This is a genomic window from Viridibacillus sp. NPDC096237, from assembly GCF_050278625.1.
GTDB lineage: Bacteria > Bacillota > Bacilli > Bacillales_A > Planococcaceae > Viridibacillus.
The window spans coordinates 21,588-38,373 of the sequence record NZ_JBNNTI010000031.1 but is presented as its reverse complement, the minus strand read 5'-3'; the positions used below and the strand labels follow the sequence as shown (position 1 = coordinate 38,373).

General features: G+C 34.3%; 21 protein-coding genes and 1 tRNA gene. 3 read left to right on the top strand and 19 right to left on the bottom strand.

The features are described 5' to 3' along the window. Positions 1–125: 125 nt before the first annotated feature. The 4 genes from ACQKMD_RS15830 to ACQKMD_RS15815 all read right to left on the bottom strand — a co-directional run bounded on the left by ACQKMD_RS15830 (position 126) and on the right by ACQKMD_RS15815 (position 3,130). Complete coding sequence (locus ACQKMD_RS15830; RefSeq protein WP_427753106.1) at positions 126–359, bottom strand: glutaredoxin family protein; 234 nt, start codon at positions 357–359, stop codon at positions 126–128. Positions 360–371: 12 nt separating this feature from the next. Then, entirely contained in the window at positions 372–1,646 is a 1,275-nt protein-coding gene (gene rpoN, locus ACQKMD_RS15825) for an RNA polymerase factor sigma-54 (protein ID WP_427753105.1), read from the bottom strand. 105 nt (positions 1,647–1,751) lie between these two features. Further along, a complete protein-coding gene (locus ACQKMD_RS15820) occupies positions 1,752–2,552 on the bottom strand; it encodes a TPM domain-containing protein (RefSeq protein ID WP_427753104.1) in 801 nt (266 codons plus the stop codon). After that, a complete protein-coding gene (locus tag ACQKMD_RS15815; RefSeq protein ID WP_427753103.1) occupies positions 2,549–3,130 on the bottom strand; it encodes a LemA family protein in 582 nt (193 codons plus the stop codon). The genes ACQKMD_RS15820 and ACQKMD_RS15815 overlap by 4 nt, the downstream gene beginning before the upstream one ends. Positions 3,131–3,317: 187 nt before the next feature. On the opposite strand from ACQKMD_RS15815, the gene ACQKMD_RS15810 reads away from it, so the two are divergent. Next, a complete protein-coding gene (locus ACQKMD_RS15810; RefSeq protein ID WP_427753102.1) occupies positions 3,318–3,941 on the top strand; it encodes a spore coat protein in 624 nt (207 codons plus the stop codon). Between the two features lie 58 nt (positions 3,942–3,999). Here the strand turns inward: ACQKMD_RS15810 and ACQKMD_RS15805 are convergent, their stop codons facing one another. Further along, complete coding sequence (locus ACQKMD_RS15805) at positions 4,000–5,541, bottom strand: DHA2 family efflux MFS transporter permease subunit (RefSeq protein ID WP_427753101.1); 1,542 nt, start codon at positions 5,539–5,541, stop codon at positions 4,000–4,002. A 170-nt stretch (positions 5,542–5,711) separates the two neighbouring features. Between ACQKMD_RS15805 and ACQKMD_RS15800 the strand changes: the two genes are divergently transcribed. Further along, the gene (locus tag ACQKMD_RS15800; protein WP_427753100.1) at positions 5,712–6,620 is read left to right on the top strand and encodes a TetR/AcrR family transcriptional regulator; all 909 of its coding nucleotides are present in this window, start codon (positions 5,712–5,714) and stop codon (positions 6,618–6,620) included. 206 nt (positions 6,621–6,826) lie between these two features. On the opposite strand, the gene ACQKMD_RS15795 is transcribed toward ACQKMD_RS15800, so the two are convergent. The 8 genes from ACQKMD_RS15795 to ACQKMD_RS15760 form a co-directional block, all read right to left on the bottom strand. Beyond that, positions 6,827–7,000 (bottom strand): hypothetical protein, encoded by a 174-nt coding sequence (locus tag ACQKMD_RS15795; RefSeq protein WP_427753099.1) that lies wholly within the window; start codon positions 6,998–7,000, stop codon positions 6,827–6,829. 519 nt (positions 7,001–7,519) lie between these two features. Further along, the gene (locus ACQKMD_RS15790) at positions 7,520–8,062 is read right to left on the bottom strand and encodes a hypothetical protein (RefSeq protein ID WP_427753098.1); all 543 of its coding nucleotides are present in this window, start codon (positions 8,060–8,062) and stop codon (positions 7,520–7,522) included. A gap of 641 nt (positions 8,063–8,703) precedes the next feature. After that, positions 8,704–9,036: a hypothetical protein gene (locus tag ACQKMD_RS15785; protein WP_427753097.1), complete on the bottom strand. Its 333-nt coding sequence runs from the start codon at positions 9,034–9,036 to the stop codon at positions 8,704–8,706. Between the two features lie 338 nt (positions 9,037–9,374). Next, a complete protein-coding gene (locus ACQKMD_RS15780; RefSeq protein WP_427753096.1) occupies positions 9,375–9,506 on the bottom strand; it encodes a hypothetical protein in 132 nt (43 codons plus the stop codon). 55 nt (positions 9,507–9,561) lie between these two features. After that, positions 9,562–9,696, bottom strand: coding sequence for a hypothetical protein (locus tag ACQKMD_RS15775; protein ID WP_427753095.1), 135 nt, complete (start codon positions 9,694–9,696; stop codon positions 9,562–9,564). Between the two features lie 294 nt (positions 9,697–9,990). Continuing rightward, positions 9,991–10,569 carry a hypothetical protein gene (locus ACQKMD_RS15770; RefSeq protein WP_427753094.1) on the bottom strand — a complete coding sequence of 193 codons (579 nt, stop codon included), beginning with the start codon at positions 10,567–10,569 and terminating at the stop codon, positions 9,991–9,993. Continuing rightward, positions 10,560–10,796 (bottom strand): hypothetical protein, encoded by a 237-nt coding sequence (locus tag ACQKMD_RS15765; RefSeq protein WP_427753093.1) that lies wholly within the window; start codon positions 10,794–10,796, stop codon positions 10,560–10,562. The genes ACQKMD_RS15770 and ACQKMD_RS15765 overlap by 10 nt, the downstream gene beginning before the upstream one ends. 168 nt (positions 10,797–10,964) lie before the next feature. Next, positions 10,965–11,036 (bottom strand) — tRNA-Arg (locus ACQKMD_RS15760). A gap of 177 nt (positions 11,037–11,213) precedes the next feature. Here ACQKMD_RS15760 and clpP point away from each other — a divergent pair. Next, on the top strand, positions 11,214–11,804 hold the full coding sequence (gene clpP / locus ACQKMD_RS15755) for an ATP-dependent Clp endopeptidase proteolytic subunit ClpP (RefSeq protein WP_427753092.1): 591 nt from the start codon (positions 11,214–11,216) through the stop codon (positions 11,802–11,804). Positions 11,805–11,862: 58 nt separating this feature from the next. On the opposite strand, the gene ACQKMD_RS15750 is transcribed toward clpP, so the two are convergent. The 6 genes from ACQKMD_RS15750 to trxB all read right to left on the bottom strand — a co-directional run bounded on the left by ACQKMD_RS15750 (position 11,863) and on the right by trxB (position 16,755). Further along, a complete protein-coding gene (locus tag ACQKMD_RS15750; RefSeq protein ID WP_427753091.1) occupies positions 11,863–12,120 on the bottom strand; it encodes an HPr family phosphocarrier protein in 258 nt (85 codons plus the stop codon). Positions 12,121–12,178: 58 nt separating this feature from the next. Next, a complete protein-coding gene (gene whiA, locus ACQKMD_RS15745) occupies positions 12,179–13,126 on the bottom strand; it encodes a DNA-binding protein WhiA (protein ID WP_427753090.1) in 948 nt (315 codons plus the stop codon). A 43-nt stretch (positions 13,127–13,169) separates the two neighbouring features. Further along, positions 13,170–14,150: a gluconeogenesis factor YvcK family protein gene (locus tag ACQKMD_RS15740; protein WP_427753089.1), complete on the bottom strand. Its 981-nt coding sequence runs from the start codon at positions 14,148–14,150 to the stop codon at positions 13,170–13,172. A 4-nt stretch (positions 14,151–14,154) separates the two neighbouring features. Beyond that, on the bottom strand, positions 14,155–15,039 hold the full coding sequence (rapZ, locus tag ACQKMD_RS15735) for an RNase adapter RapZ (RefSeq protein WP_427753088.1): 885 nt from the start codon (positions 15,037–15,039) through the stop codon (positions 14,155–14,157). Beyond that, the gene (locus ACQKMD_RS15730) at positions 15,032–15,514 is read right to left on the bottom strand and encodes an NUDIX domain-containing protein (RefSeq protein ID WP_427753087.1); all 483 of its coding nucleotides are present in this window, start codon (positions 15,512–15,514) and stop codon (positions 15,032–15,034) included. Before ACQKMD_RS15730 ends, rapZ begins: the two co-directional genes overlap by 8 nt. A gap of 296 nt (positions 15,515–15,810) precedes the next feature. Continuing rightward, entirely contained in the window at positions 15,811–16,755 is a 945-nt protein-coding gene (gene trxB, locus ACQKMD_RS15725; protein ID WP_427753086.1) for a thioredoxin-disulfide reductase, read from the bottom strand. Positions 16,756–16,786: the final 31 nt, after the last annotated feature.

The window sequence follows — 16,786 nt, the reverse complement described above, 5'->3', positions numbered from 1 at the left end:
GGGTAAAAAAATTTATTTCCTGCATTCAGTATACATTTGCTTTTCAAATTTCGCAACTAATAATTGAACTGTAATTCATCTATTTACATTTATTAGAATATAGAAAAAGAGGGTGACTCTCCCTCTTAACCAGCTAACCCCTCTAACAAAGTCACATAATCCAGTGCACCGTATTGAATAATTTCCCCGTTCTTTTCAACGACCGGGATCATTAACATGAAGCGCTCATGCAATAAATCATCCGTTTCAATATTAATTTCTTCTATTATAAAAGGAACATCTTCTTGTACTAGCTTTAACAGTACTATTCCTTCTTCACAAAGCCCACAACCTGGACGACCATAATATTTAATGTTCATTTATTCACCTCATTACTCAAATCTTTTTCGTTTCGTTGAAGCAAGTATGCCCAATTGCTCCCGATATTTCGCTATGACTCGTCTTGATAATACTAAACCTTGCTGATCGAGCAAAATTTTTAATGCTTGATCAGATAACGGTTTTGTTTTATCTTCAGTTTGAATTAATTGTTGTAATTGAGTTTTAACATGATCTACAGAAATATCTTCGTCTTTTATCATCGTTGAACGCTGTGAAAAAAACCTCCGTAATGGCAAAGTACCCAATGCAGAATGGATATATTTATCTTTAATTGTCCTACTAATCGTCGACTCGTGTAATTCTAATTTTGTAGCTAGTTCTGTCATTGTAAAAGGAACAATAGCGTCATAACCTTTTGAAAAAAATGCTGATTGCTTTTTAACAATTTCTTGAATAACTAGGCGCAACGTTTCTTTTCTTTGCAATAATTGCTTATCTATAATACGTACCTGTTCCTTCATTATATTGATATATGCAAGTGATTCTTGATCCACCTGGATTTGCTTAACATACTCTTCATCTAACTCGACAGAAGGGAATGCTTCTTTTGCATATCGAATCAACAGTTTACCATTTTCCATAAAAACATCTGCTTCTGAATTAATATATTCTGTTTTTGATGTTCTTAAATAATCAATAGGAGATGGATTCAACGTACTAATTGCATCAGCTGCTTGTTGGATTTGCTTTAAAGAATATTTAGATATGCGCGCTAGCTCTTTCCACCTTTTTTCTATAAATAATGTATAATAACTGGACAAAATATTACAAACGACTTCATCCATCCGCCTTTTTTCTGCTTGTAATAGTAAACAATGTGACATTGAGTATGCGCCAATGCCAATTGGTTCACATTGTAATATGTATTGTCTTGCTTGTTGTATCGTTAGAATATCCAGATCTATCCACTTAGAATATTCTTCATCGGTACTTGTTAAGAAGCCAAAATCATCAAAATCATTAATCAACCAAGAGATGGCTCTTTTACATTCAGGAGATAAGGTTTGATTTAATAACTGATCCATAATAGAACTTTGAATTGAATCTGTTCCTGTTGACGCTGTCCATTCTACCCAATCTTTAGTTGGTTGATTCTTTGATGGTTTTACTTTTATTTTTAAAAAGGGATTTTCCACTTGTTTTTCTTGTAGAAAAGCGTGCAGTTCTTCAGAAGAATATTGCAGTAAATCTAATGATTGTCGCATTTCTTGCGTTAGCGCTAGTTTTTGAATTTGTGTTTGCGATTGCTCGAAGCGAAATGACATTTCTTCACACCCCCACCTCAATTATAAAGTTTTTGCGCTGAGCATGCCAAAAGAAAAACACATTTACTAAAAAACGGTTCCGTAAATTTTACGAAACCGCCTCCTCTACCATTTACGTCCTGCTCCCCCGCCAGCAGATGAACCTCCGCCACCATTGAATCCACCAAAACTTCCTCCACTGGATTTACTTCGACCACTGGAATTAAAACTCCCCCAGCCTCCACCATAATCATACATACCTCTTCGGCGACCTCGTGAACCACCAGATCCGCCACCGCCTTTTGAAAATATGCTGTATATGATTAAAAAAAGGATAACGATGATGATAATCGTTAGTGGCGATAAACCATCTTCTTCAGATTTTACAGGATTATCTACTGTCCCATTCCAGTTATATTCCTCTGCAACTATATTGTATATAACCTTATATGCCGAACTAAAAGCAGCATCATAATTCTCAGCCCTTAAATTCGGCACCATATATTCATCTAAAATTCGTCCAATTTTAGCATCAGGCAAAGCGCCTTCAAGACCTTGACCAACAGTAATATGTAAATCACGATCACCTTCAGCTTCACCAAAGCTTGCTAAAATAAGAACACCATTATTTTTTTCTTTGCTTCCAATTCCCCATGAACGCACAATTTTCGTACCGTATGTGGCGGCATCCATACCTCCTAAAGTATCTACGGTTAGAATATAAATTTGTGCACCAGTTGCAATCTCTAACTTTTTGGATAGCTCATTCAATTCTTCCTTTGTGTCATTTGATACAACATGTGCAAAATCCTGCACGTAACCATCCTGCTCAGGCTTTGGCAAAGTTGCCGCTTGAGTCGTTACAGAAGTTATAAAAAAAAGCGTCCAAGTAAATAATATACCTAGCACAAGATTGACTTTTTTCATTTTGAATCATTTCCGCCAAAATCTACTGCCGGAGCATCATTGGCATTTGGATTTGCTTTAAAGTATTCTTTTTTTTCAAAATTGAACATTCCTGCAATAAGATTACCAGGAAATGATCTTCTTATTTTATTATAGCCTTTTACTTCTTCATTATAATCTTCACGTGCAACAGCAATACGATTTTCCGTTCCAGATAGTTCATCCATCAATTGGCGGAAATTCGCATCAGCTTTTAAATCAGGATATTTCTCAACAACGACCAATAATCGATTCAATGCTCCTGTTAATTCATCATTTGCAATAGCTTTATCTTGCGGTGTATTTGCTCCAGCTAATTTTGATCGTGAGTCAGCGATGCTCGTCATAATCTCTTTCTCATGATTTGCATACCCCTTTACAGTATTCACTAAATTAGGTATTAAATCTAAACGTCTTTGTAATTGATTTTCAATTTGAGCAAACTTCGAATCTACTTGCTCATCTGCATTTACTAAATTGTTGTAGCGTGGCACAATCATCATCGCTAAAACACCAATAATTACGGCTATTATTATTAATGGTGTGACCAACTTTTTCAAATGAATAACCTCCTTATTTTTTAACATTCTTTTTTTAAATCATTCTTACCTTACTTCCTAATGAAAAAACATACGACTTATTATACGTTCCAAACATTTAGATGTTTCATTTTCATCGTATAATGTTTTGCATTAAATCCATACTACTGTTGCGGTAAAACGCTATTTCATTAAGGAGGCCAAACAATTGACTAATAACCAATTTGGACAAACACCACAACAGGGTAATATGTATCAACCACAATCTGCGATGATGAATCATGGTGGACATGAAGTTTTAGATATGAAAGAAATATTATCAGAGTCTGTTGCTATGCTTAATCAAGCTGTACTTTTGCGTCCACACGTACAAGACCCAGAATTACTCGATATTTTGGACCGCCAGTACAATTTCAGCTTAGATGAGTACAACATTACAGTTGAATCATTTAGAACAGGACGTGACCCATCACATCCTACAGGGAGTTATCAGATGAAACTTAGCCATGATTTCATCTATGGTCTAGAACCATCTCAACCAAAAAAACCAATGACCAATGCTTCTGAGCTAAATGACGAAATGATTTCAGGTTACTTACTAGGTGGGCATAAACAACTTGCCGCAGGCAAAGCAATGACTGCCGTCGAAGTAACTAACCCAGTCGTAAGACGTGTGCTAGCAGACTCAATACCGAACTGCATCGAAATGGCTTACGAATTATCCCTTTATCAAAACAAACATAAATATTATCAAGTACCACAATTAGATGGTAAAGATATGCAGGCATTGTTAGACGCCTTTGCCCCCGCCCCAAACTCCCGTTTACAATAACAAAAAACGCCCAATCATGACCCCACATCATGATTAGGCGTTTTCTTTTTTCAATTATTTAAGCTTTAATCTCTTCCTTTTGGTCTTGCGTGTTTTCTGTTGGTTTCATTGAATTCCCACTAACCGGAACACGTTTAACAAATAACGCTAAGATAAGAGCGACGATCGTAACACCCATCGCTACTAAGAATGAGAAGTTAATACCATCAATCAACGCTTGTTCACCAATTTGCGCTTTCATTTGAGCAATCTCTGTTGCACTTGGTACTTTACCAGATTGCGCAGCTGAAGCCATTTTTTCTTTCATTTCTAAACCAAGTTCTTTTGCACGAGTTGCTGTATGTTTAGTCATAATTGTGATTAATACAGCTGAACCAATCGCACCAGAAACTTGTTGTAAGGTATTATTCGTGGCAGTACCATGCGGATTCATCTTCATTGGTAATTGGTTTAAACCATTTGTCATAATTGGCATCATAACCATTGACATACCAAACATACGAATTGTGTATGCAAACATTAAATAACCATAACTTGTATCAGCAGTTAACTTTGTTAACTCAAATGTCGCAAGAGTCGTAATCATTAATCCAATAAGAGCCAATGCTTTAGGACCGAATTTATCAAATAGTTTACCTGTAATTGGTGACATAATACCCATCACAAGTGCACCTGGTAACATTAATAATCCAGCATCTAATGGTGAGATACCACGAACTGATTGAACATAAATAGGTGTAATAATCATTCCCGAGAACATTGCCATTGAAACGGCAATTGAAATCGCTGAAGATAGCGCAAACATCGGGTGCTTGTAGATTCTAACATCTAGTAATGGTTGTTCTAAGCGTAGCTGTCTAATAACAAATGCACAAACACCTAAGACACCGACAATAATTGTGCCGTAGACGATTGGACTATCCCAACCTTTGTCTCCAGCTGAACTGAAGCCATAAAGTAAAGAACCAAATCCAATTGTGGACAAGATTAAAGATAAGACATCTAGATTTACTTTTCTTGTCTCCATAACATTCCCTAACTTAAAGATCGCTAGTAATAATACAAAAATTGCGAAAGGCAAGATGATTTCAAATAACATACGCCAGTCATAGTGCTCTACAATCCAGCCTGATAATGTTGGTCCGATAGCTGGAGCAGAAATCATTACTAGACCAAAGATCCCCATAACAGATCCACGTTTTTCAATTGGAAAACTTGTTAACATGACATTCATTAATAAAGGTCCTAATACAGCTGCACCTGCTGCTTGAATCATACGAGCTGCAATAAGTACCCAGAATTCAGGAGCTAAGATAGCTAATGCTGTACCTATAGAAAATAAAGTCATTGATGTAATAAATAAATGACGGTTTTTAAATCGAGTGATAAAGAAAGCACTTGCTGGAACTAAAATCCCACCGACAAGCATATAACCTGTTGATAACCATTGAACTTGAGAAGGCCCTACCTCAAACTCCTTCATAATCGTTGGTAATGCCACATTTAATAATGTGTTGTTAAGAAAAGAAACAAAAGCACCTATAAACAAGATTACTATCATTGCGTAAGGTGGCTTTTTCTGTAATTCGTTACTATTCATAATCTATCCACTCTACTTTCATTATATTTCGTATATAGAAGTTTACTTGATTCATTTTATACTCACGGTACAAATTTTTCAACTAAAAATTATTATCATTTTATAAACATTGATATTAAAGCGTTTACAAGTTAGAATGATAGTACACTAATTGAAAAACAGGTGAATTTATGAACAATCGTAAACGTCAAGTTATCGTTGCCTCTCAAAAGCTTTTCGTCGAAAAAGGTTTTCAAAATACATCCATTCAAGACATTCTAGATGAATCGCATATTTCTAAAGGTACTTTCTATAATTATTTTTCTTCAAAAAACGAATGTTTAATCGCTATATTAGCTAAAGGTCGCGAGGAGGCAGATGTTCGCAAACATGAAATGCTTATAGGGCAAGACCCAAAAGATAAAGACCTGTTAGCTAAACAAATAGCTGTATTGATGCAAGTGAACCGTGATCAAAATTTAATACCCATTTTTGAATCGATTTTCCACTCTGGTGACCCTGAACTCAAAAAAGTCATGATGAGGTTCCATTTGAATGAGTTAAATTGGCTTTCAATGCGTATTGTAGATGTTTATGGCGAAGCATCAAAGCCACACTGTTACGATGCTGCCATTCTAACATTCGGGATGATTCAACACATGGTACATCTTTGGAAGATAACGCGTGAAGATGCAATAGACACAGTACAAGTAGTAAAATACGCCATCAACCAACTAGACGCCATTTTACCTGCTCAAATCGAAAAGGGTGAATATTTCCTAGGATGCGATTTAGCAAAGTACTTACATCAAAATTTCAAACATAAACATGTAACGAAAGAATATTTGACTGAACAGCTAGGTGGATTTTCAAAAGGTCTTATTGAAGATAATTTACAAGCTGGTAAAGAATATACAACTTGCCTAATAAAAGCATTACAAGAAGAAAACATCCCATTTTATATCATTGAAGCAATAGTATTGCCCTTTAACAGTAGTTTTAAAAGCACTATACATGCTGCAGAAGCTCAAGAAATTTCTAATCTGTTATGGCTTTTTTTACGCCAGAACAACAGCTTAGACACATTAAACAGTAATTAGTTGGACACAAAAAGTCGCTTTTTAATATAAAAGCGACTCAGTTTTTCAACGAAAGATATTCAGAATCCTCACATCCTGAATGTCTTTTGTTATTTTTTTATACTTTGGTTTTTATGATTTTGTGTTAACTTGTATTCCATTTTAAAATTTTGCCAAGTACAATTGTCGAGTGTCTTTAAATTAAAAGAAAAGTCCGCTATTAATTATTAACTGTATTCAACTAAAATAGGTATTATGAATTTTGGTAAGCATTGGGTGAACTTATCGAAAGAAGAAAATTTATTTTCATTTGATAAAACGATAATTTCATTTACATCATTTCCTATAAAAAATATACTAGTTTGTTCTTTAAAATAGACTGTTATTGTAGCTTTTTTCATGGAATTTCCCCATTGTCTATTCTCAATTTTGAAGCTATTTGTATTTGTAGACCACATGACTATTTTACTTGCACTACTTAATATAATTAAATCTGCGATGATCGCAAGTAATTTAGAAGCTTCATTAATAGTCAATAACCAAAAGTTTATCGAGTCATTTGAAAATAAAGTAATTAAAGTAACAATATCTATATTAGATTCTGAACATTTCTTTCTGAAATCATCTGTATCGATTAAGTCAATTTCAATACAAAAATATAAAGCATATTCTGTTAAACTCTCAACAAATTTCCACTGTATTTACATAATTATTTATATTAGGTAAATATATATCGCCAAAGTTAATAGCATGTAATACCTCTCCATCAATAGCAAAAGGGAGTCCATCGAAATTGTACCTTCAACCGCTAAAATATTCTCGTACGCATCATATATATATAAGCTGACTTCATTATCTTCTGCATCACGAATGCTTAATACATCACCGTAGCGATTAATAATAAATTGATACGTTTTCGTTTAATCCTCATCACTTGTAATCGGAACTTTATTGTATGGATAATCAGAAAAATTCGAAACGAAGTCAAAACCTATTCCATCATGGCCTACCCAAAGATAATATCTATCTTTACATGTTGTTGTATAATCCAAAATAAATCTGGCTAAACCAATGTCACTCGTAAAATCCATTTCTATTTCTTTCTCAGTAGAAAACAAAATACTTTCATTGTTAAATGAGTCCAAATAGGCTTTAGGGAAATAATTTGTGAGCTCTTCAATATTATTAATTTCTACTAAATGATAAAAATTTCTAGGAGCAACTTTTGATGTTTTTGCTCCTTTCGAAATATTAATTTCCTTCGAACCACTAATTCCATGCAAATAAATCGGATACTTATTTAATTTTTTAAAAAATTCATTTAAGCTTTGGCTATAACTCGTAGTTAAATCCTCTTCATCTGAATCAATAAAAAAATAAAAATTAATCATCCCTCTCTTACCAGATTTAAAGATATATGAAAAACCGTCTCCAACTAAAAAATCATTTAATGATATTTCCATTACCATACCACCTTATATTTTGCTGATGTTTTTATATAGACATTACTTGGTAAGAATGCAGCCATAATGTAATGCACGTCTGATTTATAATGTTTTAGTTGATCCAACCAAAATCAAAAAGAATTTTAGATATCATAGCATACAGCATGAAAATCGAACCTGCAAAGATAAAAATTGCCCAAAGATAAAAATTCACTTTAGTAGAAAACGGAGTAATTCTCCTAAACGGTTCCCATTTAGGATCGTTATAATAACTTTCTCTTGTTTTTCGTCGTGTTCCAAAAAACAGTAAACTTATAGGTAGTAAAAGAAATGGAATACCTATATATGGACTTTCCCACATGATTATCACTTCCTTCGTTTAAAATATTTGCGACATCACCCTCCACAGATAATACATTTCCATACTCATCATATTGATATGAACCAGCTTCTTTATCTTCACTGTCACGAGCACTTAACACATCACCACGTTGATTCGTATAGAAGAAACCCACATATTTTGAACAAAGATTGATCAAAATGTGTGGGTTTGTTTTTTGATAATGATAGTTTTTATAATAAAGATTGATTACAAGATTTTAAGAAACCTGTGAAAGAAACTTGTTTTTATTTAATCTCACATAATAGAATTTTTAATTTCATGGAGTTAAAATTAACACTACCGTAAATAAGCCGCATATTAAAGAAAGTGCAATAACTTTTTTCTTATTTGCTTTTTCATGAAATGCCTTTAATAAAAAGAAAAGGCTAATCATCACACAAAGTAAAAAAATGTGGAACAATATGAATATAAAAATGTCTTGGGCTTCGCCCCAAAAACCATACGACACGATGCACACAACATATAATACGAGAATTGATTTACACAATATTAAATAAATTTTACTATTCATAATGCCATCACTAAACGTCGGTACTAATACTAATATCCAACATGCTAATCCTAACCAAAGGTCTATAAAATTTCTCATCTTTTAATCTTCCAATCAATAGAATTTAATATATTCATATTATAATCAATTCCGCTTCCTTGACCATAACCCTCTTTAAATTTCCCTTCATATGATTTCGAACGCTTTTTTAGCCTTCTAATCCCTCCTTATTAACTTTCTTTAATTGTAAGAACCTCTTATGGACTCTTATGGACATGATATCCACAGAAGCTGTTTTAATCAAACTTTGTTATAAATAATCAGTTTTTTTATAAAACTACACATCAACTAAATTGTTTAATTTAATTTAAAAACCAGTAAGATCACTCAAATATCATTAGAGTGTTTTTGTATAAACTTTTACTTCTTTGAATATCTTATATATTCATAATTTTTCTTTTTCCAAAGAAGTACCATGATTTAACTTTTTTATATTTTGTTTTAAATTTCTTTTTCAATATATAAACAACAGCTTGTCCAATAGAATATCCAACAGCAGCATTTATCACACTAGCAACACCTTTAGATATATCTCTTGCTTTTTTGTTTTAACTTTCAATTTAACTAATGCATATAAACTGCTCTTGTAAGTTTATCGACTACTTTACTTTTATCCATCAATTTTTTCACGGTTTTTCTAGCGCCTGATTTCATTGCTTTTTGAAGTGGCCCTAAATATGGCATTAAAGATACTGCCACATTTACCCCAGCCACCAAATCTCTTGTTCTAACATCCAACAGACCGTTAGGATCAATATTTCCTACTGGATTATAATAACGTGCTTGTAAATAGTAGTTCTTCGTTTCGTCATAATAGTAATATCCTGTGTAACGCTGTCGTCTGGACGACGATTGCTATCCCTAGAACATGGACTGGAAAAGAAAAAGCGCACTTTAATTTGTGCGCTTCGTCGCTTCTCTTCCCTAGTTTACTACGTCAGAACTTTTTCACTAAATTTTATCATCATTAAATTATTTATTGTAGGAATAAAATTAGTATATATCAATCATTCTCTCCAGGAATATTAATTTTAATGATTCGGGGCTAAATTTTGCTTCATTAGAATAAAAAGTGAAGAAGGAATTGGTATCATCTGGTACAAGAATTGTTGTTGTTTCTGTTAGTTCTAATTCTATAGGGAAAGCTTTAAAAAAACCTTTATTTCTTTGATTAGTCGAAATTTTTAAATTCGCTTCTGTTGAAAATAAAGTAATATTCTCCATATTTACAGTTAAAATATTTACAATGTGAAACATTTGTAAAAAAGTTTTTACATCTTTAATTAATATTTGTGCAAATTTATAATTACCTACTTTTTGAAGAAAATTAAGGTCTATCTTTTTCACTTTACAATACTCAATAATATTATCTTCCATCATATGATCAATCTGCATATAAAAATAAGCCCTATTAATCTCCAATTTTTTTGAAATTAATTCCAATAGTTCTTCCGTTACCGAATTTTCATGTACAATATTTACAAAATAACTATAATCTAATTCACCAGCAAATTTAAATGGAATCAATTCTTCAATCTCATGCCTGTCCATCCTCTGTAATTTTATATACACTTGATTTCCACCTCTTTTCTTAGCTTTCTTTCTCTCAAAATTCCCATCATATAATTGTAATCGATGAATGCACGCTCCCAAAACTCATTTATTTCCATTTGGCATTTTAATGTTTCCATTGCATTTTCGATACTTATACGACTATTGGTAGGCTTTTCTGTTACCTTCTGCTTCTTTTCATTTTTACCTTGTTGCATTAACTGAGATAAATCAACATCAACGCTCAATAACCCTTTATTTTTTTCATAAAAAAAATCCTCCAATCAATTTTTTTGATTAGAAGATGATTTACCAAGGGAAAAAATGGGTATAATTAGTTCTAGTTCTATGCCCCGTTCTATTTCCTTGTTCGAGGTAAAACCTTATGTAGTAAGGGTTTACCTCTCTTTTTATTACGCCCTCGGAGGGAATCGAACCCCCAGCCTAAGAACCGGAATCTTATATGTTATCCATTACACTACGAGGGCAATTCATCAATTGTGACTTTACTATTATACAAAGGAAACTAAAACAATTCAACCATTGGAATATTGGATTCGAATTATTTGACCTTCCTTGACCATAATGTGTATGATAAAGATGCAATAGAAGCAAATTGCTTTTATACAGGAAAATTGAATTTACCTTTTAAGGAGGATATTCTTATGAACTTAATCCCTACAGTTATTGAACAGACAAACCGCGGTGAACGTGCTTATGACATTTACTCACGCTTATTGAAAGACCGTATTATTTTATTAGGTAGTGCTATCGATGACAACGTTGCAAACGCAATTGTTGCTCAACTACTATTCCTTGAAGCTGAAGATCCAGAGAAAGATATTTCTCTATACATCAACAGCCCTGGTGGTAGCATTACAGCTGGTATGGCAATCTACGATACTATGCAATTTATCAAACCAAATGTACAAACAATTTGTATCGGTATGGCTGCATCTATGGGTGCTTTCTTACTTGCTGCTGGTGAGAAAGGTAAACGCTTCGCATTACCAAACGCCGAAGTTATGATCCACCAACCACTTGGTGGTGCACAAGGTCAGGCGACTGAAATTGAAATTGCTGCAAAACGCATTTTATTCCTTCGCGAAAAACTAAACGGTATTTTAGCTGAACGTACAGGTCAACCAATTGAAGTTTTAGCAAGAGACACAGATCGTGATAACTTCATGACAGCTGAACGTGCGAAAGAATACGGTTTAATCGATCAAATTTTTGAACGTAACGAAATTAAATAATCACCTAAAAACCGCCATTCTCACAAGATGAGAATAGCGGTTTTTATATTTTATTCATTTAATCCTCAGATTGAATTAGTTTTACTAGGCCCTCTAATGCAAATGCTTCATCTGCACCATCTGCAGTTAAAATAACATTAGATCCTTTTGCAACAGCTAAACTCATAATACCCATAATACTTTTCGCATTTACTTTTTTATTATCTTTTGTCAAAAATACATCCGCAGAATAGCGATTTGCTTCTTGTACAAACAAGGCTGCCTGTCTTGCCTGTAATCCTGATTTAAGTTTTACTTCTACTTGTTGTTCTGCCATTCGTTTTACTCCTCCTACTAATTACTCATATATTCATGATCCGTGCATTTTCATTCCATTAAAGCTTCACTGCTTCGCCTCGACGTAATGCTTCAGCAATATCGTCAATTTTACGAAGGCGATGATTGACACCTGATTTACTAACGGTACCTGCTGATACCATTTCACCAAGTTCTTTTAATGTTACTTCTTGATATTCCACACGTAATCGTGCAATCTCTCTAAGCTTCTCAGGTAGTTGATCAATACCAATACTATGATCAATATATCGGATATTTTCTACTTGGCGCACAGCTGCACCAATCGTTTTGTTTAAGTTGGCCGTTTCACAGTTCACAAGTCGATTCACACTATTTCTCATGTCACGTACAATGCGCACATCTTCAAACTTCATCATGGCCTGATGTGCACCTACTAAACTTAAAAAGTCTGAAATTTTCTCAGCCTCTTTTAAGTATGTGACAAATCCTTTTTTTCTTTCGATTGTTTTTGCATTTAGATCGAATTTATTCATTAAATCAGCAAGTGCCTCACCGTGCTCTTTGTACAACGAATACACTTCTAAGTGATACGCAGATGTTTCTGGATTATTAACGGAGCCACCAGCTAAAAATGCACCTCTTAAATATGAACGTTTATTATTTGTTGTATCGACTAAATCATCTGCGATTGTATGATTAAACAAAAAATTTCCAGAGACAATCTCTAAATCCTCCAAAATTTCTTTTGCGCCTTCTCTAACACGACAGATATAAACATTATTCTTCTTTAAACGCATTTTCTTTCGAACAAGGAGCTCCACTCTATAACTATAAAACTTCTTCATAACTGTATAGATTCTTCGTGCAATTGCTGCATTTTCAGTTTGAATATCAAGACTAAGTTGACGATTTGCAAATGACAGAGAACCATTCATTCGAATGAGGGCAGATAATTCTGCTTTTAAGCCTGTATCGCCTGCTTCAACTTGCGTTAATTCTTTTTTTGTTTCTGAAGCAAATGACATATTAATCCCCCTCTCTATCATAATTTATATAAAATAACGGATTTTATATCATTTTTATATCATTATTTAAAGAATGTGCGTACTCAACTAACCATTCTGCAACCTTTGAGGCTTTATGTCGTACAACACCATCATGAATTGTAGCAATTTCTTTTTTCACGACTTGGATGCCCATTTTTTCTAATGCTTCAACATCAAAATAAACCGGTTCTGCTTCTTCTTCTTTATAAGCCGCTCGTACAGATGCAGGAACCTCTTCTTTATTAATTAGAATCGTTTCGATAAAAGGTTGCCCTACATGATCATTTAATGCTTGCACATGGTCCGATGCAGCGAAGTTTTGTGTTTCCCCTGCTTGCGTCATGAGATTGCAAATATAGACTTTCTTTCCTTTAGCACTAATAATGGCCTTATGGATATCATCTACTAACAGGTTTGGTAAAATACTCGTATATAAACTTCCAGGACCTATAATAATAATATCTGCTTTTTTGATTGCGCTTACAGATTCTGGTAGCGGTTTCACATCCTCAGGCGACAAAAAGATCCTTTTGATGCCCGTATTGAATGTCGGAATTTTAGATTCACCTTTTACAATTGTACCATCAATTAGCTCAGCAAAAAGGGTAATTCTTTGATTTGCTGCTGGCAATACTTTACCGTGCACATTTAATACACGGCTCATTTCCCGTATCGCATGGGAAAAATCGCCAGTTATCTCCGTTAATGCAGTTAACATTAAATTCCCAAGTGAATGACCACTTAAATCATCAGATGCTGAAAATCGATATTGGAACATTTCCTCTACCAGAGGTTCAACTCCAGATAGTGCAGCAATGACATTACGTACATCACCTGGTGGCGGTATTTCATAGTCATCTCTTAATCTACCAGAGCTTCCTCCATCATCCGCTACCGTCACAATGGCTGTTATATCAATCGGAAATTTTTTCAAACCTCGTAAAAGAGTTGATAATCCAGTTCCTCCTCCAAGAATGACGATTCGCGCATTTCGTTTCTCCATAGAATTAGCCCTTTCTTTTCGCAATATCGCGATGCGTAATAACCGTTGGCACATCTTTATTCAAATAATCACCAAAATATTCGGCTAAAGTAACAGAGCGATGCTGCCCCCCCGTGCAACCAAATGCAATAATGAGTTGTGTTTTACCCTCTTTTTTATAAAGAGGCACCATAAATTCAAATAAATCCGTCAGTTTTTTTATTAACGTCTGCGCTTCTTCATATTTTAGAACATACGATGATACGTCCTTCTCCAACCCTGTTTTAGCACGTAAACTTTCCACATAATAAGGATTTGGTAAAAAACGCACATCAAATACTAAGTCTGCGTCAATTGGGAGGCCATGCTTAAAGCCAAATGACATAACATTGACTGTAAATCTTCGAGAATTTACACCTGAAAATTGCGCAATAATTCGCTCACGTAACTCTCGAGGTTTCATACTTGATGTATTATATATAAATTGTGCTTTTTGTTTCACTTCAGCAAGTAATTCTCTTTCATGATGGATCCCTTCTAACGGCAATCCACCAGCAGGAGCAAGTGGGTGTGAGCGACGTGTTTCTTTATAACGTCTCACCAGCGACTCATTATCTGCATCTAAAAATAAAATTTTTGTCGCTACTAAATCTTGTTTCTCGATTTGCTCTAATGCATCAATTAGTGACGAAAAGAAATCACCACCTCGTAAATCCATCACAGCTGCGATACGAGAAAATTCTTTTTTCGACTCTTTCATTAGAGTTAAAAAAGTGGGTAGTAATGCAGGAGGTAAGTTATCGATGCAGTAGAAACCTAAGTCTTCAAAACTTTGGATTACAACCGTTTTACCTGCTCCTGACATCCCTGTAATAATGATCAATTCATTAACCCGTTGAGTGCTAGGCATCGACGCCATCTCCTTCAGTTGAAATTTGAATTGTTTCATTTAATAGTTCAAAGTCTTCTGTATAAGTAAAAGTACCATATTGCATGCCTTTTTCGCATACTGCAAACAATAGATTAGTACGATCTCCTTCGGCCATAGGTAAATGGTGCAAACTTTCAATTGGATGCCATTCTAGGACACCTTCAACTGTATCTTCATAAGGGGTGCCTTCTAAGCCCTCTGCAACAAAAGTAAAGAGCATCCACTCATTTACAATATCTTGATCATTCTTTATCACCATTGTATATATACCTTTTAAATGCGGGTTTAAAGGGATTGTCCCCGTTTCTTCCCGGAATTCACGGTTAGCAGCTATATAGATAGACTCTCCACTCTCTATTTTACCCCCCGGCGCAACATACCAGCCTCGTCGTGGTTTTTTCAGTAAAAGAACTTTGTTATCTTTTTTAACAATTAAATTTGCTATTCTCTGCACTCACGACACTCCAAATCATTGTAAACTTATAATCATTATTATACATTGTTAAACCATTGCATACAAAAATATGTACGAAAGGACAGTGATTTCACATGTTTTCACTAGTCTAGTCCTTTTTTCAAAACTATATAACCATTATGTATAAAAAAAAGAGGCTGCTTCTAACGGCAAAATACCGCGAAACAGCCTTACCAATATATCTATCTTGATAGGGGGTTATTGCACTTATAACTATACCCTTATTATATTGCAAATGAGTTACAGCTATGTTAAGAAGACGTTAAAATTAGCAATTAATTACTAATTTTTTCTTTCAACATTTCAATATAATGTTGTACTGCTTGAGCCGCAATACTACCATCACCAGTTGCAGTAACGATTTGACGTAATGTTTTTTCACGTACGTCACCAGCAGCGAAGATACCAGGAACAGTTGTTTCCATCTCTTCATTTGTTGGGATATATCCAGCTTCATTTAAGATTCCTAAGCCCTCAAATGGTTTTGTTAATGGTAACATTCCGATATAAATGAATACACCATCAGAATCAAATTCTTGTTCAGTACCATCCACTGTAGAAACAAGCGTTACACTACCTACTTTACCGTTTTCTTCATTCACTTGTTTAACCGTATTGTTCCAGATAAAATCAATTTTATCATTTGCAAATGCACGATCTTGAATGATTTTTTGGGCACGTAATTTATCACGACGATGAACAATTGTTACTTTTTCTGCAAAGCGAGTTAAGTAAATTCCTTCTTCAACAGCAGAGTCTCCTCCACCGACAACAACTAAGTTTTTATTTTTAAAGAATGCTCCGTCACATACTGCACAATAACTTACCCCACGGCCACCAAGTTCTTTTTCACCAGGTACGCCCATTTTTTTGTACTCAGCACCTGTAGTAATGATGATAGCACGAGTTTTAAATTCTTTTGAGCCTGCTTTAATTGTTTTATAATCTTCGCCACCTATAATTTCGGTAACATCGCCATAAGCGTATTCAGCCCCAAATTTTTTCGCGTGGTCGAACATTTTAGTAGATAATTCAGGTCCTAAAATAGAATCGAAACCTGGATAGTTTTCAACTTCTTCAGTATTAGCCATTTGTCCGCCTGGAATACCGCGTTCTAGCATTAATGTAGACAGGTTGGCACGAGATGTATAAACAGCAGCTGTCATTCCTGCTGGGCCTGCTCCAATAATAACTACATCATAAATTTTTTCTTCTGACATATCTGTTCCTCCTAGATCTGTATAAAGCATT

What these genes read in the sequence shown, in the direction of transcription:
- whiA (WP_427753090.1), bottom strand. Translation starts at nt 13,126, where the DNA reads ATGTCATTTGCTTCAGAAACAAAAAAAGAATTAACGCAAGTTGAAGCA.
- ACQKMD_RS15830 (WP_427753106.1), bottom strand. Translation starts at nt 359, where the DNA reads ATGAACATTAAATATTATGGTCGTCCAGGTTGTGGGCTTTGTGAAGAA.
- ACQKMD_RS15805 (WP_427753101.1), bottom strand. Translation starts at nt 5,541, where the DNA reads ATGAATAGTAACGAATTACAGAAAAAGCCACCTTACGCAATGATAGTA.
- clpP (WP_427753092.1), top strand. Translation starts at nt 11,214, where the DNA reads ATGAACTTAATCCCTACAGTTATTGAACAGACAAACCGCGGTGAACGT.
- ACQKMD_RS15785 (WP_427753097.1), bottom strand. Translation starts at nt 9,036, where the DNA reads ATGAGAAATTTTATAGACCTTTGGTTAGGATTAGCATGTTGGATATTA.
- rapZ (WP_427753088.1), bottom strand. Translation starts at nt 15,039, where the DNA reads ATGCCTAGCACTCAACGGGTTAATGAATTGATCATTATTACAGGGATG.
- trxB (WP_427753086.1), bottom strand. Translation starts at nt 16,755, where the DNA reads ATGTCAGAAGAAAAAATTTATGATGTAGTTATTATTGGAGCAGGCCCA.
- ACQKMD_RS15740 (WP_427753089.1), bottom strand. Translation starts at nt 14,150, where the DNA reads ATGGAGAAACGAAATGCGCGAATCGTCATTCTTGGAGGAGGAACTGGA.
- ACQKMD_RS15800 (WP_427753100.1), top strand. Translation starts at nt 5,712, where the DNA reads ATGAACAATCGTAAACGTCAAGTTATCGTTGCCTCTCAAAAGCTTTTC.
- rpoN (WP_427753105.1), bottom strand. Translation starts at nt 1,646, where the DNA reads ATGTCATTTCGCTTCGAGCAATCGCAAACACAAATTCAAAAACTAGCG.
- ACQKMD_RS15750 (WP_427753091.1), bottom strand. Translation starts at nt 12,120, where the DNA reads ATGGCAGAACAACAAGTAGAAGTAAAACTTAAATCAGGATTACAGGCA.
- ACQKMD_RS15820 (WP_427753104.1), bottom strand. Translation starts at nt 2,552, where the DNA reads ATGAAAAAAGTCAATCTTGTGCTAGGTATATTATTTACTTGGACGCTT.
- ACQKMD_RS15795 (WP_427753099.1), bottom strand. Translation starts at nt 7,000, where the DNA reads ATGAAAAAAGCTACAATAACAGTCTATTTTAAAGAACAAACTAGTATA.
- ACQKMD_RS15790 (WP_427753098.1), bottom strand. Translation starts at nt 8,062, where the DNA reads ATGGAAATATCATTAAATGATTTTTTAGTTGGAGACGGTTTTTCATAT.